Annotated in this window: 19 protein-coding genes and 1 pseudogene; 11 read left to right on the forward strand and 9 right to left on the reverse strand. The window is 71.2% G+C overall.

Features of this window, described 5'->3' with window-relative positions; all coding sequences use genetic code 11:
* The first annotated feature begins 1 nt into the window (after position 1).
* The 3 genes from VFE82_RS17080 to VFE82_RS17090 all read left to right on the forward strand — a co-directional run bounded on the left by VFE82_RS17080 (position 2) and on the right by VFE82_RS17090 (position 2,527).
* Entirely contained in the window at positions 2-880 is an 879-nt protein-coding gene (locus VFE82_RS17080) for a TauD/TfdA family dioxygenase (protein WP_325001536.1), read from the forward strand.
* The gene (locus VFE82_RS17085; protein WP_325001537.1) at positions 877-1,884 is read left to right on the forward strand and encodes a Bug family tripartite tricarboxylate transporter substrate binding protein; all 1,008 of its coding nucleotides are present in this window, start codon (positions 877-879) and stop codon (positions 1,882-1,884) included. The genes VFE82_RS17080 and VFE82_RS17085 overlap by 4 nt, the downstream gene beginning before the upstream one ends.
* Before the next feature lie 208 nt (positions 1,885-2,092).
* A complete protein-coding gene (locus tag VFE82_RS17090) occupies positions 2,093-2,527 on the forward strand; it encodes a hypothetical protein (protein ID WP_325001538.1) in 435 nt (144 codons plus the stop codon).
* A gap of 52 nt (positions 2,528-2,579) precedes the next feature.
* Here the strand turns inward: VFE82_RS17090 and VFE82_RS17095 are convergent, their stop codons facing one another.
* Positions 2,580-3,695, reverse strand: coding sequence for an NADH:flavin oxidoreductase/NADH oxidase (locus tag VFE82_RS17095; RefSeq protein ID WP_325001539.1), 1,116 nt, complete (start codon positions 3,693-3,695; stop codon positions 2,580-2,582).
* Between the two features lie 131 nt (positions 3,696-3,826).
* Positions 3,827-4,300 carry a hypothetical protein gene (locus VFE82_RS17100; RefSeq protein ID WP_325001540.1) on the reverse strand — a complete coding sequence of 158 codons (474 nt, stop codon included), beginning with the start codon at positions 4,298-4,300 and terminating at the stop codon, positions 3,827-3,829.
* A gap of 220 nt (positions 4,301-4,520) precedes the next feature.
* Here VFE82_RS17100 and VFE82_RS17105 point away from each other — a divergent pair.
* The 3 genes and pseudogenes from VFE82_RS17105 to VFE82_RS17115 form a co-directional block, all read left to right on the forward strand.
* Positions 4,521-4,823 (forward strand): annotated as a pseudogene (locus VFE82_RS17105) (RNA recognition motif domain-containing protein); the annotation flags it as partial.
* 168 nt (positions 4,824-4,991) lie between these two features.
* Positions 4,992-5,264, forward strand: coding sequence for a translation initiation factor IF-1 (gene infA, locus VFE82_RS17110; RefSeq protein WP_325001541.1), 273 nt, complete (start codon positions 4,992-4,994; stop codon positions 5,262-5,264).
* A gap of 453 nt (positions 5,265-5,717) precedes the next feature.
* Positions 5,718-6,536 (forward strand): pseudouridine synthase, encoded by an 819-nt coding sequence (locus VFE82_RS17115; RefSeq protein ID WP_325001542.1) that lies wholly within the window; start codon positions 5,718-5,720, stop codon positions 6,534-6,536.
* Here the strand turns inward: VFE82_RS17115 and VFE82_RS17120 are convergent.
* Genes VFE82_RS17120 through VFE82_RS17150 form a run of 7 tightly spaced genes read right to left on the reverse strand, consistent with a single transcriptional unit; the run spans position 6,514 to position 14,905 of the window.
* On the reverse strand, positions 6,514-7,839 hold the full coding sequence (locus tag VFE82_RS17120; RefSeq protein WP_325001543.1) for a TolC family outer membrane protein: 1,326 nt from the start codon (positions 7,837-7,839) through the stop codon (positions 6,514-6,516). The genes VFE82_RS17115 and VFE82_RS17120 overlap by 23 nt on opposite strands.
* Before the next feature lie 30 nt (positions 7,840-7,869).
* Positions 7,870-8,205: a rhodanese-like domain-containing protein gene (locus tag VFE82_RS17125; protein WP_325001544.1), complete on the reverse strand. Its 336-nt coding sequence runs from the start codon at positions 8,203-8,205 to the stop codon at positions 7,870-7,872.
* Positions 8,206-8,212: 7 nt separating this feature from the next.
* Positions 8,213-8,902 carry a protein-L-isoaspartate O-methyltransferase gene (locus tag VFE82_RS17130; protein WP_325001545.1) on the reverse strand — a complete coding sequence of 230 codons (690 nt, stop codon included), beginning with the start codon at positions 8,900-8,902 and terminating at the stop codon, positions 8,213-8,215.
* Between the two features lie 22 nt (positions 8,903-8,924).
* The gene (locus VFE82_RS17135) at positions 8,925-12,152 is read right to left on the reverse strand and encodes an efflux RND transporter permease subunit (protein WP_325001546.1); all 3,228 of its coding nucleotides are present in this window, start codon (positions 12,150-12,152) and stop codon (positions 8,925-8,927) included.
* Positions 12,153-12,156: 4 nt separating this feature from the next.
* Positions 12,157-13,347 carry an efflux RND transporter periplasmic adaptor subunit gene (locus VFE82_RS17140; protein ID WP_325001547.1) on the reverse strand — a complete coding sequence of 397 codons (1,191 nt, stop codon included), beginning with the start codon at positions 13,345-13,347 and terminating at the stop codon, positions 12,157-12,159.
* A complete protein-coding gene (locus VFE82_RS17145) occupies positions 13,347-14,057 on the reverse strand; it encodes a TetR/AcrR family transcriptional regulator (protein ID WP_325001548.1) in 711 nt (236 codons plus the stop codon). Before VFE82_RS17145 ends, VFE82_RS17140 begins: the two co-directional genes overlap by 1 nt.
* Before the next feature lie 53 nt (positions 14,058-14,110).
* The gene (locus VFE82_RS17150; RefSeq protein WP_325001549.1) at positions 14,111-14,905 is read right to left on the reverse strand and encodes a YdcF family protein; all 795 of its coding nucleotides are present in this window, start codon (positions 14,903-14,905) and stop codon (positions 14,111-14,113) included.
* A gap of 73 nt (positions 14,906-14,978) precedes the next feature.
* Here VFE82_RS17150 and msrA point away from each other — a divergent pair, with 73 nt between their 5' ends.
* From msrA to VFE82_RS17175, 5 genes are read left to right on the forward strand one after another with little or no spacing between them, the layout of a single operon-like run.
* Positions 14,979-15,518 carry a peptide-methionine (S)-S-oxide reductase MsrA gene (gene msrA / locus VFE82_RS17155; protein WP_325001550.1) on the forward strand — a complete coding sequence of 180 codons (540 nt, stop codon included), beginning with the start codon at positions 14,979-14,981 and terminating at the stop codon, positions 15,516-15,518.
* On the forward strand, positions 15,515-16,165 hold the full coding sequence (locus tag VFE82_RS17160) for an ABC transporter ATP-binding protein (protein ID WP_325001551.1): 651 nt from the start codon (positions 15,515-15,517) through the stop codon (positions 16,163-16,165). Before msrA ends, VFE82_RS17160 begins: the two co-directional genes overlap by 4 nt.
* Positions 16,162-17,406, forward strand: a complete 1,245-nt coding sequence (locus VFE82_RS17165) for an ABC transporter permease (RefSeq protein ID WP_325001552.1) — start codon at positions 16,162-16,164, stop codon at positions 17,404-17,406. The genes VFE82_RS17160 and VFE82_RS17165 overlap by 4 nt, the downstream gene beginning before the upstream one ends.
* A complete protein-coding gene (locus VFE82_RS17170; RefSeq protein WP_325001553.1) occupies positions 17,403-17,912 on the forward strand; it encodes a DUF3299 domain-containing protein in 510 nt (169 codons plus the stop codon). The genes VFE82_RS17165 and VFE82_RS17170 overlap by 4 nt, the downstream gene beginning before the upstream one ends.
* A gap of 12 nt (positions 17,913-17,924) precedes the next feature.
* The gene (locus tag VFE82_RS17175; RefSeq protein ID WP_325001554.1) at positions 17,925-18,284 is read left to right on the forward strand and encodes a hypothetical protein; all 360 of its coding nucleotides are present in this window, start codon (positions 17,925-17,927) and stop codon (positions 18,282-18,284) included.
* Positions 18,285-18,341: the final 57 nt, after the last annotated feature.

An 18,341-nucleotide genomic window follows, 5' to 3' on the forward strand; every position in this document is an offset into this window, starting at 1 on the left:
CATGGCCATCACCTCCACCCCCATCACGCCCGTGCTGGGCGCCTACGTCCACGGCCTCGACCTGGCCGGCATCACGGCCGAGCAGTTCGCGCAGTTCTATCCGATCTGGCAGAAGCACCACGTGGTGGTGCTGCGCGACCAGAAGCTGACCAATGCGCAGTTCGAGCGCTTCTCGGCCATGCTGGGGGAACTCGATCCGCCGCCCAACCAGGGCGCGGGCCGCAAGAGCGTTCCCGGCCATCCCAACCTCTACGTGGTGTCCAACCGCAAGAGCGAGCAAGGCGAACCGCTCGGCGCGCTCGGCGATGGCGAAGCGCAGTGGCACACCGACATGTCCTACCTGGAGCGGCCGCCGTTCGCTTCCATGCTGTGGTCGGTGGAGCTGCCCAGCTCCGGCGGCGACACCTGGTTCGCCAGCATGCCCGCGGCACTGCGATCGATGCCGGATCACCTGGCGACGCGCGTGAGCCATCTGTCCATCAAGCACGACGGCACCTACGACAGCGGCGGCAACGTCCGCAAGGGCATGGTCGCCAACGACGACCCGACGCAGTCAGCCGGCACGGTGCACCCGGCGGTGATTGTCCAGCCGGAGACGGGCGAGCACACCCTGTACCTCGGGCGCCGGCGCAATGCCTGGATCCCCGGGCTGCCGGTGGACGAGTCCGACCGCCTGCTCGACACCATCTGGGGCTATGCCACCGCCGAGGCGGTCACGCTGCGGCACCAGTGGAAGCTGGGCGACGTGGTGCTGTGGAACAACCTGACCACGATGCACCGGCGCGACGCGTTCCCTCCCGACCAGATCCGCACGCTCCACCGGTCGCAGATCAAGGGGAAGTACACGCTGTCCGGCATCATCCGGCAGGAGGCCGCATGATCCGGCGCCGCGTGTTCAACACGTCGCTGCTCGCCGCCACCGTGGCTGGCGCGACCGCCGCCCGCGCGCAGGACCCGTTCCCGAACCGCCCGATCCGCCTGGTGGTGGGCCTGGCCCCCGGCGGCATCGCCGACATCACCGCCCGCATCGTCGCCCCGCGCCTGTCGGAAGTGCTGGGCCAGCCCGTCGTCGTCGAGAACCGCACCGGTGCCGGCGGTGCCATCGCCACACGGGCGGTCGCCGCCAGTGCGCCGGACGGGCACACGCTGCTCGTGGCGTTCGACGGCACCCACGTCACCATCCCGGCAGCCAATGCCGCCGCCGGCTTCGACCCGGTCGCGGACTTCGCCCCGATCGGCAAGATCGTCGATGCGCCCGTGCTGATCACCGCGCATCCCAGCTTCCCCGCCAACGATTTCGCCGAGTTCATCGGCCTGTCGCGCCGCGTCCTCACCATGGGCGGCGGCCCGCGCATCTTCGACTACGGCACGGCCGGCGTCGGCAGCACCGGCCATCTGACGATGGAACTGCTCAAGCTGCGCCTGGGCCTGTTCGCGGTGCACATCCCGTACCGTGGTGGCGGCGACGCACGGGCGCAGGTCCTGGGGCGGCAGATCCCGCTGATGCTGGCCGCCGTTCCCACCACCTCGGGCGACATCCGCGCCGGCGTCCTCAAGGGCCTGGCGGTCACCAGCGCCAAGCGCTCGCCGGTGCTGCCCCACGTGCCCACGCTGGCGGAGCTGCCGCACCGCGAGCTGAAAGGGCTGGATGTCAATTCCTGGGTCGGCCTGGTCGCCCCGGCGCGCACGCCGGCGACGGTCGTCGCTCGCCTCGATGCGGCGCTGCGCCAGACGCTCGCCACCGAAGAGGTGAGCGCCCGCCTGCTGCAGTCGGGCGCCACGCCGGTGCGCAGTTCGCCCGAGATCTTCTCGCGCCAGATCGCCGCCGACTTCGGGCAGTGGAAGCGCGTGGTCACCGAGTCGAAGCTGCGGCTCGACGCCTGACCGGGCCAGCCGGGCGCCACCGGCCGCCCGGCCACCTGTCCCGGGTCGTCGGGGGACGCGGATCCCGATCTGCTGGCAGCCCCGGCCTCCCGCCTCCACTCGGCACGGAGCCGCCCGACTTGAGTCAGCGGTTCTCCCATCGCAGCGGCGCATTTGGCTGAAGCCATTGGCCCCGCCGCCGCCGACATCCGTGGGAGGAGTGGCAGCCATGGGCTTTCTGGACAACCTGTTTGCGCGAAAGCCGGCCGACCAGCCACCGGCCGGCCCGGCCGTGCCGTGGGCGAACACCGCCTCCAGCCGGCCGGGCGAAGGCTCGGGCCACCAGCTGCGCCGCGAACTGGTGCAGGTGGCCCTACGGGACGCCCTGCGGCGCAACGGCATCCCGGAGCACCTGCTGCAAGCCGAGGCGCTGCGCGCGCAGGCGGCCGATGGCTCGGCGGCCGTCTACATCCGGCTGCGCGTCCTGGAATGGGACCACCGCCTGATGGCGCATGCCATGGCGTTCCAGCAGGAGCTGGAAAAACGGGTGATGACGCTGGACCGCGGCGCCGGCCAGTGGCTGCTCGGGGTGACCTGGCAGCTGGCACTGGCCGAGGGCAGCTACCGGCCGGCGCTGCCGCCGCCGCAGGTCTGGCAACGCTGACCTGGCAATCCAGGACCAGCAAGGCAGGGCAGGGCCCGGCCTGGCGAGTCGCTCAGCGCTGGCCGAAGCTGGCGCCCTCGAACAGGTGCTTGTGCTCGCGCGGCTGGGACCGCCAGTACTGCTTGGGCGCGAACACGCGGGCCCCGAGGGTCGCGGCCGCATGCCAGGGCCAGCGCGGGTCGTACAGCATCGCGCGGGCCAGGGCCACCGCATCGGCCTGGCCATTTGCGACGATGGCCTCGGCCTGTTCCGGCTCCGTGATCAGGCCGACGGCGATGACCGGCAGGTCGACCGCTGCCTTGACCTGTTGCGCGAACGAGACCTGGTACCCCGGCCCGAGCGGAATCGACTGCGCCGGCGAGACGCCGCCGGTCGACACGTGGATGGCCGCACAGCCGCGCGCCTGCAGGGCCTGCGCGAACTGCACGGTCGACTCGACGTCCCAGCCGCCGGCCACCCAGTCGGTCGCCGACACGCGCACCCACACGGGGCGGTTGGCGGGGAAGGCGGCGCGGACGGCGTCGAACACCTCGAGCGGGAACCGCATGCGGTTCTGCAGGCTGCCGCCGTACGCGTCCTCGCGCCGGTTGGCCAGCGGCGACAGGAACTGGTGCAGCAGATAGCCGTGCGCCGCATGCACTTCGATCCCGTCCAGGCCGAGGCGAGCCGCGCGCTGCGCCGCCACGGCGAAGTCCTGCCGCACCTGCGCCAGCCCCTCGCGGTCCAGCGCGGCCGGCGCATCCTCGCCCTCGGCGTGCGGCCAGGCGCTCGGCGCGACGGTCTTCCATCCGCCCGGTGCATCCGGCGCGATCTGGGCGCCGCCCTCCCACGGTGCCCGGCTGGACCCCTTGCGCCCGGCGTGCGACAGCTGGATCGCGAGCGGGATCGGGGACTGGGCGCGCAGCGCCTGCAACACGCGGCCCAGCGCCGCCTCGTTCGCATCGGAGTACAGGCCCAGGTCCTGCGGCGAGATGCGTCCATCGGCCGACACCGCCGTCGCCTCAAGGACGAGCAGCCCGGCGCCGGACAGCGCCAGCTGGCCCAGGTGGATCAGGTGCCAGTCGCCGGGCGAGCCGTCCACGGCCGAGTACTGGCACATGGGAGCGACGACGATCCGGTTGGCAAGGCGAAGTTCGCCGAGGGACAGGGGCTGGAACAACTGGCTCATGGTGGAAGCGGCGCGTGGCACGAAAGAGAAGGGCGATGATCGCCGAGTTCGGATGGGCGCACGGTGCCGCGGGCCGGGCGGCAGGGGGCGCCGCCGTGCCTGCACGGGCGTGCAGGCCGGGCCGGTCGACGTCACGGGCGTGTCTCGGGCGGCACGCGCCGGTAGCGGATCCGGTTGCCGTGGATGTGGTCCACCCCGACGAACTCGTTGCGCGACTCGAAGGTGATCTCGAAGGTTGCGAACGGCAGGTTCAGGCGCGACGGCGGCCGGCCGTCGACCAGCGTGTACTTTCGCTTCAGGTTGGACCCGTCGTACAGCCAGGTGCCTTCGTGGGCGGAGTTGGTGGCCTGGCCGTTCCCATCGACCACGCGCACCCATTCCCGGAAGCTGCCATCGGGCTGCAGCGCGAGCACCCGGCGAGCGGTGATGCCCTGCTCGCTCACCTCGCGCAGCCACGTGCCTCCCAGGCGCTCCTGCACCTCCTCGGCGCTGGGTGCTGGCTCGAGGGGCGGGCCCTGGTCGCAGCCGCCCAGGGCACCGGCCGCGAGCATCAGCGCCAGCACGAACCGGGCACCCGACGGTCCTGGCCGCCTTGCCGTCGTCATGCCGGCGCCCTGCTCAGGTTCGGGCGTCGACGGCCTGTCCTGGGTAGCGGCCCGCCACGCGGCAAGCACGAAAGCCGGATGTGGAGCATAATGTTGGGCGCCTGCGAGCAGGCGCATCTTCTGCGGTGATCAGTCAGCTTCCACTTTCGAACGAAGATCATGAGTTTGTGATTGCATCCGGGCTCCATCGCGGCTTAGTTCCCTTTCATATGGAGTCCTCATGGGCAACAAACTTTACGTGGGCAACCTGCCCTATTCGTACCGCGACAGCGACATGGAACAGGCGTTCAGCCAGTTCGGTGCCGTGCAGAGCGCCAAGGTCATGATGGAGCGCGACACCGGCCGCTCCAAAGGCTTCGGTTTCGTCGAAATGGCCAATGCCGCCGAAGCGCAAGCCGCGATCGAAGGCATGAACGGCCAGCAGGTCGGCGGCCGTGGTCTCGTGGTGAACGAGGCCCGTCCGATGGAATCGCGCCCCCCCCGCACCGGCGGTGGCGGTGGCTACGGCGGCAATCGCGGCTACTGATCGCCACCCGGCGCATGCGCCGGCCTTCGGGTCGGGCGCCTGCTCCGGTTTCCAGCCAGGCCGCCGCGCGGCGGCCTCCCGTGCTGCAGCACCGGCTGCGTTCACCTGCGTGAATGCGGCCGGCTCCAGCGTTCCTGTGTCGAAAACGCACGTCGGAGGATCCACATGGCCAAAGAAGAGTTGATTGAAATGCGCGGCCGGGTGGCCGAAATCCTGCCCGACTCGCGTTGTCGCGTCGTGCTCAGCAACGGGCACGAACTGGTCGCCTACACGGGCGGCAAGATGAAGAAGCACCGCATCCGCATCATCGCGGGCGATGACGTCACGCTCGAGATGTCGCCGTACGACCTGAGCAAGGGGCGGATCATGTTCCGCCATCTGCCCGAGCGTCGACCCGACGCGGGCCCGGCCGTCCGACGCCCGCCCGTGCGCCGCTGAGGCGCAGCGAGGCTGTCCGGGAGCGATCCCGCGGCGGCCGCGCGGTGCTTCTCTCGCGAGAGCCCCCGGCCTCCGCACGGATGGCCGGGCGGCCTCTCCACCCGGTGGCGCAGGTCGTCGCTGGCGTTTCCTGCTGAGCCAGCGCATGGCTCCTGGGTGCCTCGCGATGCGAGGTCTGTTTGCCCAGCACTTCACCACTTCACCTTCACCCTCGATCTCGGGACGCCAGTCAGGCGGTGCCTGGGCACGGGTCAGGATCCTGGGCCCCTGTGCCGTGCACGTGTGCGCGCGTGCGGTGCGCAACACGCCCTACCACAGCGCTTGCGCGCGTCTCCCCACAGCCTGCGTGCAAAACGCTGTGGACAAGCCCGTGGAGATCCCGCGCAAGCCGCGCCACGCCTGCGTTTGCCAGCGTTGATGCTTTCGCAGGCAGTGGCTTGCAGAACCTTGACGATGCCGTCGCGCAGAATCTGCCCGGGCCGCGGACTGCACGCGGCGTCCGTGATCCGCATGTCATCACCAGCTGTCCCTGCCGAGCCTTCCCTCGCCGCCGAGCCGGTGCCGCTGCGCATCCTGCACCTGGATGCGGACCTCGTCGCGATCGACAAGCCGGCCGGGCTGCTGGTGCATCCGAGCGCGCTGGACGCGCACGAGGAGCGCACGGCCCTGCAGCTGCTGCGCGACCAGCTGGGCCAGCGGCTCTGGCCCCTGCACCGGCTGGACAAGGGCACCAGCGGCGTGTTGCTCTTCGCACGCCACGTGCAGGCCGCGCGGACGCACGGCGCGGCGTTCGAGCGCGGCGAGGTGCGAAAGCGCTACCTGGCGCTGGTGCGGGGCTGGCCGGCCGCGTCCGGCACGATCTCGCATCCATTGGCGCGCGATCCGGAGAAGCCGTCGGCCGGCCAGGCGACGCTGGGGGCCTGCACGCGCTTCGAGCAACTTGACTGCTTCGACTGGGCGTTCGCAGTGGACGGTCGGCATCCGACCAGCCGCTACGCCCTGGTCGGCGTCGAGCCACTCACGGGCCGGCGTCACCAGATCCGGCGGCACTTCAAGCACATCGCGCACCCCTTGGTGGGGGACACGACGCATGGCAAGGGTGCGCACAACCGCGCGGTGGCGTCCTGGCTCGGCCTGCAGCGGCTGTGGCTGCATGCGCAGTCGGTGGAGCTGCCGACGCGCGCTGGCCGCTTGCGCATCGTGGCCGAGCCGGGACCGGAGTGGGACGCGCTGCGTGGGCGCGCGCCGCCTACTTCAGCAGCAGTGCGTTGAGCCGCTGCAGGTCTTCCGGCACGAGCGTGCCGTTGGCCTGGCGCAGCCGCAGCTGGCCGATCAGCACGTTGTAGCGGGCCTGGGCGAGGTCGCGCTTGGTCTGGAACAGCTGGCTTTGCGCGTTCAGCACGTCGATGTTGATCCGCACGCCGACCTGGTAGCCCAGGCGGTTGGCCTCCAGCGCGCTCTGGCTGGAGGCCTCGGCGGCCTCGAGCGCGCGGACCTGCCCCTGGCCCGAGACCAGGCCGAAGTAGGCGGTGCGCGTGGCCTGCGCGGCGTTGCGGCGCGCGGCCTCGAGGTCGGCCCGAGCCTTCTCCTCCAGGGACAGCGTCTCGCGGATGCGGTTCTGCGTCGCGAAGCCCCCGAACAGCGGCAGCGTGAAGGTGATCCCCGCCTGGCCGACGTTGGTGCGATTGTCCGCGGGCGACGCAGCGGTGCCGTTGATGTTGCGCTGCGTGGTGTAGCTGGCCGTGAGGTCCAGCGTCGGCTTGTGCCCGGCCTTGGCCTTCTCGGTTTCCCAGGTGGCGATGTCGACGTTGGTGCGGGCCTGCAGGATGTTCGGGCTGGACGCCTCGGCCTGCTCGACCCAGGCTTCCACGCTCGCCGGCTCCGGCGCCGGCACGCTCAGCGGGGTCGCCAGCGGGACCGGTTGCGCGTTGCTGCGGCCGGTCAGGGTGTCCAGCGCGAGCCTCCGCACCCGCAGGTCGTTCTCGGCCTGGATCTCCTGCGCGGTCACCAGGTCGAAGCGGGCCTGCGCCTCGCGCGTGTCGGTGATGGTGGAGGTGCCGACCTCGAAGTTGCGCTTGGCCGACGCGAGCTGCTCGCCCACCGCCGTCTTCTGGGCCCGCACGAAGGCCAGCGTGTCCTGCGCCGCCAGGACGTCGAAGTAGGCCTGGCTCACGCGCAGGATCAGGTCCTGGGTGGCGGCCGTCAGCTGGGCCTGCGCCAGTTCGGCCTGCAGCTTGCCCTGCTGGTAGGTCGCCCAGTTGGCGGGGCGGTACAGCGGCTGCGATGCTGACGCGGTGGTCGCCTGCGTGCCGAAGTAGCGCTCCGCGCCGGGTGGCTTGACCTCGATGCTGGAGCGGCCCGCGGTCGCCGACAGCTGGGCCTGCGGCAGGATGCTGGCGCGAGCCTGTTCGGCGCGCGACAGGTTGGCGTCGTACTGCGCCCGCGCCGACTGCCAGGCGGCGTCGTAGGCCCGCGCGGATTCGTACAGTTCCAGCAGGCTCTGCGCGCCGGCCGGTGTGGCGGCCAGGGCGGCGGCGAGGGCCGCTGCCAGGGGAACGAGCCGCGAGGGTGTCATTGTGTCGGTCCTTGGTTGTCCGTCTTGGGCCTAGTAGCGCGGCACCGTGGGGTCGCGTTCAAGCGACCAAGCATCGATGCCGCCCGCGATGTTGGCCACCTGGCCGAAGCCGTTCTGGGCCAGGAACATCGCCACGCGCATGCTGCGCGCGCCGTGGTGGCACAGGCACGCCACCGGGCGATCCGGATCCAGCTGGGCGAGCCGCCCCGGGATCTCGTTCATGGGAATGGCCACCAGCTCGAATCCCAGCGGGTGGATGCTTGCCGCGCGCAGTTCGGGCACTTCGCGCACGTCGAGCACCACGCCGTTGCCGCCCTGGGCGGCCAGCCACGCGTCGAGGTCGGACGGACGGACCTGGTCGATCATCGTCGGCTCAGAACTGGAAGCGCGAGGGCGCGGGGAAGTGCAGCAGCCGCGGCGCCACGGTGTCCCAGCGTTGCGCGGTGGTGAAGGAGGCTTCGCCGGTGCGGGTGATCAGGTTGGTGCGCATCACCGGGTCCTCGCCCACGATGGCGACCAGCCGTCCGCCCACCTTCAGCTGCTGCAGCAGCGCCGGCGGCACCTCGGCCACCGAGCCCGAGAGCACGATCACGTCGAACGGCCCCTCGGCGGCCAGGCCGCGCGCGCCGTCGGCTTCGCGCACTTCGGCGTTGCGCACGCCGGCCTTGTGCAGGTTCTCGCGGGCCATCTTCACCAGCTCGGGTTCGATCTCGAGCGAGATCACGCGCTGCGCGCGCCCGGCCAGCAGAGCGGCCATGTGGCCGGAGCCGGCACCGACTTCCAGCACCTTCTCGTGCGGCTTCGGATTGACTTCCTGCAGCAGGCGGGCCTCGACCTTGGGCGCCAGCATGATCTGCCCGGCGCGGATCGCCTCCTCGGGGTGGCCGCGCAACGGGATCTCCATGTCGACGAAGGCCAGGCCGCGGTGCGCGGGCGGCACGAACTCCTCGCGGCGGACCGTCGCGAGCAGGTCCAGCACCTGCGGGTCGAGCACGTCCCAGGGGCGGATCTGCTGCTCGATCATGTTGAATCGGAGTTGCTCGAGGGAAGGCTGCGTGCTCATGGCGTGGTTCCGGGGCGTGCGGTCAGGACAAACCGTCGATTTTAGAAGCGGGCACCGGATCGATCCGGCCGCCGCCGCCGCTGCTGCGGCCAACCGGGGCGGGTGACGGATCGGCGGGCGTGCCGCCCGGCCGCTTGCGGCGCAGCCAGCCGGCCAGGTCGTCCAGGTAGCAATAGACCACCGGCACCACCACCAGCGTCAGCAGCGACGAGGTGATCACGCCGCCGATGACCGCTTGGCCCATCGGCGCTCGCTGCTCCGACCCCTCGCTGATGGCGAAGGCCAGGGGAACCATGCCGAAGATCATCGCCAGCGTGGTCATCAGGATCGGGCGCAGCCGCACGCGCGCGGCCAGCAGCAGGGCCTCGGCCCGCTCCATGCCGTCCTCCCGGGCGCGGATGGCGAAGTCGACCAGCAAGATTGCGTTCTTGGTCACCAGGCCCATCAGCATCACCACGCCGATGATGGAGAACATCGACAGGGTCGAGCCGAAGAACATCAGCGCCAGCACGACCCCGATCAGCGTGAGCGGCAGCGAAGTCATCAGCGCCAGCGGCTGCAGGAAGCTGCGGAACTGGCTGGCCAGGATCATGTAGATGAAGATCACCGCCATCGCGAGGGCCGAGACGGCATAGCCGAACGACTCGGCCATGTTCTTGGCCGAGCCGCTGAACTGGTAGCGGTAGCCCGGCGGCAGCGCGACGGTGTCCATCGCCGCACGGATGTCGGCCGATACTTCCCCGGCCGCGCGGCCGGCCGCGTTGGCGTTGATCGCCACCTCGCGCGTGAGGTCACGCCGGTTGATCTGGTTCGGACCCGTGCCCTCGCGCACGTCGGCCACCTGGTTCAGCCGCACGATCCGCATGCTGCCGTCGGCGTTGCCCCCGACAGCGAACGGCACCCGCTCCAGCTGCTGCGGCGCGACGCGGGCCCCCGGCGCAAGGCGCACGTTGACGTCGTAGGTCTGGTCGTCCGGCGCGCGCCAGTTGCCCACGGTCTGGCCGGCCACCAGCGTGCGCAGCGCACTGCCGATCTGGCCGACCGACAGGCCCAGGTCGGAGGCCGCGTCGCGCCGCACCTGCACCTCGATGGTCGGCTTGTCAGGCTTGACGCTCGAGTCCAGGTCGACCAGGCCGGGGATGGGCCGGATGCGGTCCATCACCAGCCGCGACAGCCGCTCCAGCTCCTTCAGGTCGGGGCCTTGGAGCGAGAACTCGACCTGCTTGGCGCCACCCACGGAATCGAGCAGGCCCACGTGGGTGACGGTGATCCCGGGCACCTGCTGCAGCCGCTGGCGCAGCACCCCGGACATCTGGTCGACGCTGCGGCTGCGGTCCTTGCGGTCCACCAGGCGGACGTAGACCGAGGCGTAGATCTTGCCCTGCGCATTGCCGGTGTTGACGGTCGAGAGGGTGTAGCGCACCTCCGGAAACTCGCGCAGGATCGCCTCGACCTGCCGCGCCTTGGCCTCGGTCACCTCCAGCGAGGAGCCCACCGGCGTGTTGAAGCTCACCGTGGTCTCGGAGAAGTCGGCCTTTGGCACGAACTCGGTGCCCAGCAGGGGGACCATGACGATGCTCAGGACGAAGATCGCCGTCGCCATGAGCACCGTGGCCAGCTTGTGGCCGAGCGACCAGCGCAGCAGCGTCTCGTAGCCCCCGGCCATCGACTCGGTGGCCCGGTCGAACCATCCGGTGACGCGGCCGATGGTGCGGTCGTACAGCGTGCGCTGCTCGCGCGGCTTGGCGTGGGCCTCGATCTCCGGGTCGTGCCACACCGACGACAGCATCGGATCGAGCGTGAAGCTCACGAACATCGAGATCATCACGGCGGCCACGATGGTGATGCCGAACTCGTGGAAGAACTTGCCGATGATGCCGCCCATGAAGCCGATGGGCAGGAACACGGCCACGATCGAGAAGGTGGTGGCCAGCACCGCCAGGCCGATCTCCTGGGTGCCGTCGAGCGAAGCCTGGTACGGCGACTTGCCCATCTGGACGTGCCGCACGATGTTCTCGCGCACCACGATCGCGTCATCGATCAGCAGGCCCACGCAGAGCGACAGCGCCATCAGCGTGATCATGTTCACCGTGAAGCCGAACATGTGCATGAACAGGAACGTGCCGATCAGCGCGATCGGCAGCGTCAGCCCCGTGATGACGGTCGAGCGCCAGGAGTTGAGGAACAGGAAGACGATCAGCACCGTGAGCACGGCGCCCTCGATCAGGGTGCGGCGCACGTTCTCCACCGCCACCCGGATCGGCCGCGAGCTGTCCTGGATCGGCTCCAGCCGCACGCCGGCCGGCAGTTGCGGCGTCATCTCCGCCAGCGTCCTGGCCAGGCCGTCGATCACCTGGATGGTGTTCTCGTCCTGCGCCTTCTGGACCGACAGCAGCAGGGTCCGCTCGCCGTTGTAGAGCGCGAGGGTCTCGATCTCCTGCGCGCCGTCGGACACCCGCGCCACCTGGTCGACCCGCACGGCGGCGCCATTGCGGCGCGTCACGATGATCTTGCCGAAGTCCTCGGGCCGCTCCATCCGGGCGTCGATCTGCACCACGCGCTCCTGCGCGAGCGAGCGGATCGCGCCGACCGGCACGTCCTGGTTCTCGTTGCGCACCGCCGCCACCACCTGGTCGGCCGTGACGCCGAACGCCTCCATCGCCTGCGGATCGAGGTAGATGTTGATCTCGCGCTTGCTGCCGCCCACCAGCGTGACCGAGCCGACGCCCCGCACGTTCTCCAGGCGCTTCTTCAGCACCTGGTCGGCCCAGTTGGTCAGCTCGACGGCGGTCATGGGCTTGGCGGCCTTCGCATCGGGCAGCACCGCCAGCGACCAGATCGCCCGGCTCGCGGGGTCGAAGCGCAGCACGCGCGGTTCCTTGACCTCGGTGCGGAACAGCGGACGGATCGCGGCGACCTTCTCGCGCACGTCCTCGGCCGCCTTGCGGCCGTCCAGGTGCAGCTGGAACTCGATGATGACGACCGAGTTGCCCTCGTAGCTGCGCGAGGTCAGGGCGTTGATGCCGGCGATCGAGTTGACGCCTTCCTCGACCTTCTTGGTGACCTCGCTCTCGACCACCTCGGGCGAGGCGCCCGGGTATTCGGTCTGCACGACCACGACGGGGAAATCGATGTTGGGGAACTGGTCGACGTTCAACCTCTGCAGGGAGAACAGGCCGAGCACCACCAGCGCCAGCATCAGCATGGTGGCGAAGACGGGGTTGCGCAGGCTGACGCGGGTGAACCACATGGCGTCAGGCAGCCGCGTGCGGCCGGACGGCGGGCGGCGCCAGCAGGGCGGCTTTCGCTGCCGAGGCCGGCGCGGCCGGAGCCCCGCCGGTGAAGCGGACGGCCGTGCCTTCGCGCAGCGGCCCCACATGGCCCTTGATCACCGTCGCGCCGGCGGCCAGGCCCTCGACCGCCACCCAGGTCTCGCTGGCGGACTCCCCGCGGGCTCCCGGCGTGACCGGCACGTGCACCACCCGGCCGGCATCGACCAGCTGGACGTAGGGTGCGGGCTTGTCGGTGCGGATGGCCGACAGCGGCACGGCGAGCGCCGCCGCGCGTCCGGTGGCCAGGCGGCCCTGCGCGAACAGGCCCTGCCGCAGGCCGGCGGCGTCGGCCAGGGACAGGTAGGCCAGCACGCTGCGGCTGCCCGCCTGCGCGCTCGGATTGATGCGCACCACCCGTGCCGCGACCGGCGCAAGCAGCCCCTCGATCTGCAACTGCGCCTCCTGGCCGACGCGCACCTGCACCGAGTCGGCGGCGCTGAGCGTGGCTTCCAGTTCGAGCCGGGACAGGTCGACGATCTCCAGCACCTTGGTGTCGATGCCGACGCGTTCGCCGGGCTGGGCAAGGCGCTGGGCCACGACGCCGGCGATCGGCGCGCGCAGCACGGTGTCATCCAGCGTCTTGCGCGCCAGGTCTGCCGCGGCGGCGCTCGCCTGGTAGGTGGCCCTGGCGGCGTTCAGGTTGTTCAGCGACGTGTCGAGCGCGCTCTTGGAGATGAAGCCCTGGTCGACCAGCGCCTGGTTGTTCTCCCACTGCCGCTGGGCGATGTCGATCTGCGCCCGCGCGGCACGGGCTTGCTCGTCGGCCTGCCGCACGCGCGCCCGTGACTCGGTGGCGTCCACCGTCGCGAGCACCTGGCCGGCCCGCACCGCGTCGCCTTCGCGCACGGCCAGGCCCTGCAGTTCGCCGGCCACCCGCGCCTTCACCACCGCGCTGTTCACCGCGCGCAGCGATCCCGAGACCGGCAGGCCCTGGGCCAGGTCGACGGTGGTGGCCCGCAGCACGTCGGTCGAGGCAAGCTCGACCAGCGCTTCGGCCTTGGCCGTAGCCGGGACGGCATTGCGCGCCTTGCGCGCCGACAGCGCGCGCAGGGCGCCGGCCGCGGCCAGCAGCAGCACCAGGGCGACGACCAGCCACTTCCAGTGTCGGCGCATCACGAGGGGCTCCCTTCGCCCGGGCGCACGCACAGGCCCTGCAGCAGCGTGTCGGCCTGGCGCTCCACGTAGCGTTCAGGATCCAGGGCGTAGTCCTGCGGTGCGCAGGCGCCCAGCGAGTGCTTCATCATCAGCAGGAAGATCATCGGTGCGACGATGGAGAACACCGCGTAGTCGAGATCGAGCGCGCGGAACTCGCCGTTGTCGATGCCGCGCTGCAGGATCCGGCGGATCAGCTCGGTGCCGGGGCGGATCACCTCCTGCTGGTAGAAGGCCGCCAGCTCGGGGAAATTGCGGGCCTCGCTGATCATCAGCTTGGTGATGCCCGAAGCGCGGGTCGCCCCGATGCGCTCCCACCAGACCCGCATGCAATAGCGCACCATGTCGGCCGCGGTTCCCTCGAAGTCCTCGAACTCCTGGTTCCATTCGGCAAAGCGGCCGGAGATGTTCTCCCGCACCACCGCCTTGAACAGCTCTTCCTTGGTCGGGAAGTACAGGAACAGGGTGCCCTTGGAAACGCCGGCGCGTGCGGCGACTTCTTCCGACCGGGTGGCGGCGAACCCCTTTTCCACGAACAGGTCCAGAGCGGCGTCGAGCAGCTCGCCGGGCCGGGCCTCCTTGCGGCGCTCGCGCCGGGCGGTCTGCGCATCGTCCTGCGCGGCAACCTGCCGGGCGGGTTTTCCGCCGATGAGTTTGGAGAGGGGCGCCATGGACTGCTTAATGACTGACTGGTTAGTAATGTACCCGGGAAGCGCGAGCAGGGTCAAGGCAACCCCGCGTGTTCGCGTCGGGTGCGCAGCCGTCCCCAGGCCAGCGCCAGCGCTTCGCGCAGCACGTTGCGCGACAGCGAGAGGCCTTCGGCCGACGGCAGCCATTCCAGCAGCGGCCGCACCTGGGGCGCCGCGAAGCCGGTGGCGGCCGGCACCACCTGGAAGCCGGCCCGCTCGAACTCGCGCAGCGACCGCGGCATGTGCCAGGCATGCGTGACCAGCGCGATGCGGCCGATGCCGGCCGGCGCGAGCAGCTGGCGCATGCGCTGCGCGTTTTCCTCGGTGTCGCGCGACCGGTCGTCCAGCCAGCGCGGCACGAGCTGCCACTCCTGTTCCAGCACGCGCTGCGCCGTCTGGACCTCGGGCGCGATGCCGGCATCGACCGAGGCCCAGCCGACGCCGCCCGCGAACGCCAGCGGCTTGCCGCTGCGGCGGGCGAGGAGGGCGCCGTAGCGCAGCCGTGCCAGCGTTGCGGCATTGGGCTCGGCCCGGCCGTATTCGGGTGCCTCCCGCACCACGCCCCCGCCCAGCACCACGATGGCCTGGACGTCCTGCAGTTGCGCCGGCTGCAGCGGGGCCACGGCCGGCAGCAGCAGCGAGGACAGCAGGACGGCCGCACCGTGGCAGCTGAGCAGCCAGGCGCCGCCCAGGCCGCCGACGGCGAGCAGCGCGCCGCCGCGCCGCCGCCCCACGGCGGCCAGCAGCAGGCCCAGCAGGACGAGCAGCAGCGGCCCCGCCGGCGGCAGCACCAGTGCGGCCAGGATCGGTTTCAGTTCTCCCAGCATCATGGGGGCATGCTAACGATGTGCGACGGAGCGGCCGGCGCCGGGGCTACAGTTGCTGCTTTTGCGGGAGGACCCCATGAGCGATCTGCAAACCATCGTGCTGGGCGGCGGCTGCTTCTGGTGCACCGAAGCCGTGTACGTGAACGTGCGCGGCGTGCTCGACGTGGAGTCGGGCTACAGCAACGGCACGGTGCAGCGGCCGAGCTACGAGCAGGTCTGCACCGGGACCACTGGCCACAACGAGGTGGTTAAGCTCACCTACGACCTCCGGGAGATCAGCACGCGGCAGATCCTGGAGATCTTCTTCGTCGTGCACGACCCCACCACACTGAACCGCCAGGGCAACGACGTCGGCACCCAGTACCGCAGCGGCATCTACTACACGACCGACGAGCAGAAGCAGGTCGCCGACGACCTGATCCGCTGGATGTCGCAGGAGAAGCTGTTCGGCAGGCCCATCGTCACCGAGGTGCTGGCGCTGGACAACTACTGGCCGGCCGAGGAGTACCACCAGGACTTCTTCGCGAAGAACCCGACCCAGGGCTACTGCATGGCGGTCGCCGGGCCCAAGGTGGCCAAGTTCCGCAAGACCTTCGCCGAGCTGGCGAAGGCATGATCCGCACCCGGTCGCTGGCCTACGCGTATCCGGGCGGCGCGCCGCTGCGGTTCGACGACCTTGACGTCGCGCAGGGCGCGGCGTTGCTGTTGCTGGGGCCTTCCGGCGCGGGCAAGTCGACCTGGCTGGCGCTGGCGGCCGGGTTGCTCACCGCGACGGGGGGCACCATCGAGGTGGCGGGCCAGGACCTGGCCGCGTTGCGCGGCCCGGCGCGGGACGCCTGGCGCGGCCGCGCGATCGGGTTCCTGCCCCAGAAGCTGCACCTGTCGGAAGCCCTCGACGTCGAGGACAACCTCGCGCTGTCGTTCTTCGCGGCGGGTTTGCCGCGCAATGCCGGCGCGATCGCCGCGGTGCTGTCCTCGCTGGGCGTCGGCGAGCTGGCGCGGCGCCGCCCGTCGCAGCTGTCGGGTGGCCAGGCCCAGCGCGTGGCCCTGGCACGCTCGGTGCTGCTCGCACCGCGGGTGATCCTGGCCGACGAGCCCACCGCCAGCCTCGACGACGACGCCTGCGCCGCTTCCGTGGCCCTGCTGCGCGATGCGGCCGGGCGTTGCGGTGCGACGCTGGTGATCGCGACCCACGACCGCCGGGTGCGCGAGGCGCTGGCCGACGCGGTGGTCCACCGGCTGCAGGCGCGGGTGGCGGCATGAACCTGGCTGCGCTGTCGCTGCGCTACCTGTGGTCGCGGCCGCTGCAGGCCGTGCTCAACCTGCTGCTGCTGTCGCTGGGCCTGGCCTCGATCACCTTCGTGATGCTGGCCAGCGCCGAGGTGGAGCGCACCTTCCAGCGCGACCTCGCCGGGATCGACGCCGTCGTCGGTGCCAAGGGCAGCCCGATGCAGCTGATCCTGTCGGGCGTGTTCCAGATCGACGTGGCGCCCGGCAACGTGAAGCTCGCCGAGGTGCAGGCCCTGGCGCGCCATCCGCTCGTCGCGCAGGTGATCCCGATCAGCATGGGCGACAGCGTGGCGGGCTTTCGCATCCTCGGCACCACGCCCGAGTGGCTCGGCCACTACCGGCTGGCGTTCGCGCAGGGGCAGCCCTGGAGCGCCGCGATGCAGGCCGTGGTCGGCGCGCAGGTGGCGCAGGCGACCGGCTGGCACGCCGGTTCCGCGTTCCACGGCAGCCACGGGCTGGGCGGCGGCGACGAGCACGCGCAGGTCTACCGGGTGACCGGCGTGCTGGCGCCGTGCGGCTGCGTGGCCGACCGGCTGGTGCTGACCTCGCTCGAGTCGGTGTGGGACGTGCACGAGAAGCATGGCGCCGCGCCGACGGGCCGGGCCCCGGCGCCAGGCGGCGGGGTGGCGGCGGCGCATCCGGGCCACGACGCCGACGAGGCGCACGACGACCGCGAGGTGACCATGGCCCTGGTGCGGTACCGCACGCCGCTGGCCGCGGTCAGCTTCCCGCGCCTGGTCAACGCGAGCACCGGGATGCAGGCCGCCGCGCCCGCGCTCGAGGTGTCGCGGCTGCTGCGCATGCTGGGCGTGGGCTCGGACGTGCTGCGTGGCATCGGCGCGGTGCTGTTGCTGACCGCCACGCTGTCGGTGTTCATCGCCCTGTGGAACGCCGTGCGCGAGCGCCGCGCCGATCTGGCCATGCTGCGCATGCTGGGCACGCCGCCGCGCCGGGTGGCCGGCCTGCTGGTGTGCGAGGCGCTCTGGCTGGCGCTGTTCGCGTCGGTGCTGGGCCTGGCGGCCGGCCACGGGCTGATGGTTTTGGTAGGCTCGCTGCTGGCGTCGCGCGGAACGCTGCCCCTGTCGGGTGCCGTGCCGGTGGCGGCCGAACTCTGGATCCCGCTGGCTGCGGCAGGGGCGGCGCTGCTGGCAGCCCTGCTGCCGGCCTGGGGCGCCTACCGCGTCGACGCCGCGCAACTGCTCAATTCGAGATGACCATGCACCGCCACACGATCCGACTCCTGGCCGCCCTGGCGCTGGCCGCTGCGCTGGGCGCCCAGGCCCAGGGCACCGCCCCGATCCCGATGGGCACCGGCCCGGGCGTGCACAGCCCGGACAGCCCGTTCGCCCCACTGCCCCAACGTCCGGACGTGGTGCCGTGGTCCATGCTCACTGCGGTCAAGACCAAGGTCGAGAAGAACCGCGTGCTGCCGGTGTTCCAGCAGGAGCAGGTCGCGCTGCAGAACCGGCCGCAGCGCGTGCAGGGGTTCATGATGCCGCTCGAGCCGGGCGAGAAGCAGACCCACTTCCTGCTGTCGTCCGTGCCGCTCTCGTGCAACTTCTGCGTGCCGGGCGGGCCCGAGAGCATGGTCGAGGTCAAGACCAGGACCCCGGTGCGCTACACGCTCGACCCGGTCGTGGTCGAGGGGCGCTTCGCGGTGCTGAACGACGATCCCTACGGCCTGTACTACCGCATCACCGATGCGGTCGACGTGAAGTAAGCTCGCGTCCCCATGGTCCTGCGCCGCCTCCTCGTCCTGCTCCTGCTGCCGGCCCTGCTGCTGGCGCAGTCGCTCGGCCTGGTGCACGGCGTGGCGCATGCCCCGGGCCTGGCCGTGTCCGGCGCGGCCGTCGCTGCGGACATCGACACCTCGCACGCGCAGGCCGCGCAGGCCGACGGCCTGTTCGGCGGCCATGACGGCAGCACCTGCCGCCTCTACGACCAGCTCACGCACGGCAGTGCCGCACCGTGCGTGCCGGTAGTCCTGGCCCCGCTGCTGCCGCCGGCCCAGCTGGTCGCGGTGCTGCACGGCCTGGCGCTCGCGCGCTGGGCCGCGCTGTTCGACGCCCGCGGCCCGCCCGCCCTTCGCTGATCCCCCCCGCCCGCGAGGCGCCGGCCGTGGCCGGCTGCCCGCGCTCGCCAACGATCG

The organism is Ramlibacter sp. (assembly GCF_035655895.1).
Classification (GTDB): domain Bacteria; phylum Pseudomonadota; class Gammaproteobacteria; order Burkholderiales; family Burkholderiaceae_C; genus Ramlibacter.

What these genes read in the sequence shown, in the direction of transcription:
- VFE82_RS17080 (WP_325001536.1), top strand. Translation starts at nt 2, where the DNA reads ATGGCCATCACCTCCACCCCCATCACGCCCGTGCTGGGCGCCTACGTC.
- VFE82_RS17085 (WP_325001537.1), top strand. Translation starts at nt 877, where the DNA reads ATGATCCGGCGCCGCGTGTTCAACACGTCGCTGCTCGCCGCCACCGTG.
- VFE82_RS17090 (WP_325001538.1), top strand. Translation starts at nt 2,093, where the DNA reads ATGGGCTTTCTGGACAACCTGTTTGCGCGAAAGCCGGCCGACCAGCCA.
- VFE82_RS17095 (WP_325001539.1), bottom strand. Translation starts at nt 3,695, where the DNA reads ATGAGCCAGTTGTTCCAGCCCCTGTCCCTCGGCGAACTTCGCCTTGCC.
- VFE82_RS17100 (WP_325001540.1), bottom strand. Translation starts at nt 4,300, where the DNA reads ATGACGACGGCAAGGCGGCCAGGACCGTCGGGTGCCCGGTTCGTGCTG.
- infA (WP_325001541.1), top strand. Translation starts at nt 4,992, where the DNA reads ATGGCCAAAGAAGAGTTGATTGAAATGCGCGGCCGGGTGGCCGAAATC.
- VFE82_RS17115 (WP_325001542.1), top strand. Translation starts at nt 5,718, where the DNA reads ATGCCGTCGCGCAGAATCTGCCCGGGCCGCGGACTGCACGCGGCGTCC.
- VFE82_RS17120 (WP_325001543.1), bottom strand. Translation starts at nt 7,839, where the DNA reads ATGACACCCTCGCGGCTCGTTCCCCTGGCAGCGGCCCTCGCCGCCGCC.
- VFE82_RS17125 (WP_325001544.1), bottom strand. Translation starts at nt 8,205, where the DNA reads ATGATCGACCAGGTCCGTCCGTCCGACCTCGACGCGTGGCTGGCCGCC.
- VFE82_RS17130 (WP_325001545.1), bottom strand. Translation starts at nt 8,902, where the DNA reads ATGAGCACGCAGCCTTCCCTCGAGCAACTCCGATTCAACATGATCGAG.
- VFE82_RS17135 (WP_325001546.1), bottom strand. Translation starts at nt 12,152, where the DNA reads ATGTGGTTCACCCGCGTCAGCCTGCGCAACCCCGTCTTCGCCACCATG.
- VFE82_RS17140 (WP_325001547.1), bottom strand. Translation starts at nt 13,347, where the DNA reads ATGCGCCGACACTGGAAGTGGCTGGTCGTCGCCCTGGTGCTGCTGCTG.
- VFE82_RS17145 (WP_325001548.1), bottom strand. Translation starts at nt 14,057, where the DNA reads ATGGCGCCCCTCTCCAAACTCATCGGCGGAAAACCCGCCCGGCAGGTT.
- VFE82_RS17150 (WP_325001549.1), bottom strand. Translation starts at nt 14,905, where the DNA reads ATGATGCTGGGAGAACTGAAACCGATCCTGGCCGCACTGGTGCTGCCG.
- msrA (WP_325001550.1), top strand. Translation starts at nt 14,979, where the DNA reads ATGAGCGATCTGCAAACCATCGTGCTGGGCGGCGGCTGCTTCTGGTGC.
- VFE82_RS17160 (WP_325001551.1), top strand. Translation starts at nt 15,515, where the DNA reads ATGATCCGCACCCGGTCGCTGGCCTACGCGTATCCGGGCGGCGCGCCG.
- VFE82_RS17165 (WP_325001552.1), top strand. Translation starts at nt 16,162, where the DNA reads ATGAACCTGGCTGCGCTGTCGCTGCGCTACCTGTGGTCGCGGCCGCTG.
- VFE82_RS17170 (WP_325001553.1), top strand. Translation starts at nt 17,403, where the DNA reads ATGACCATGCACCGCCACACGATCCGACTCCTGGCCGCCCTGGCGCTG.
- VFE82_RS17175 (WP_325001554.1), top strand. Translation starts at nt 17,925, where the DNA reads ATGGTCCTGCGCCGCCTCCTCGTCCTGCTCCTGCTGCCGGCCCTGCTG.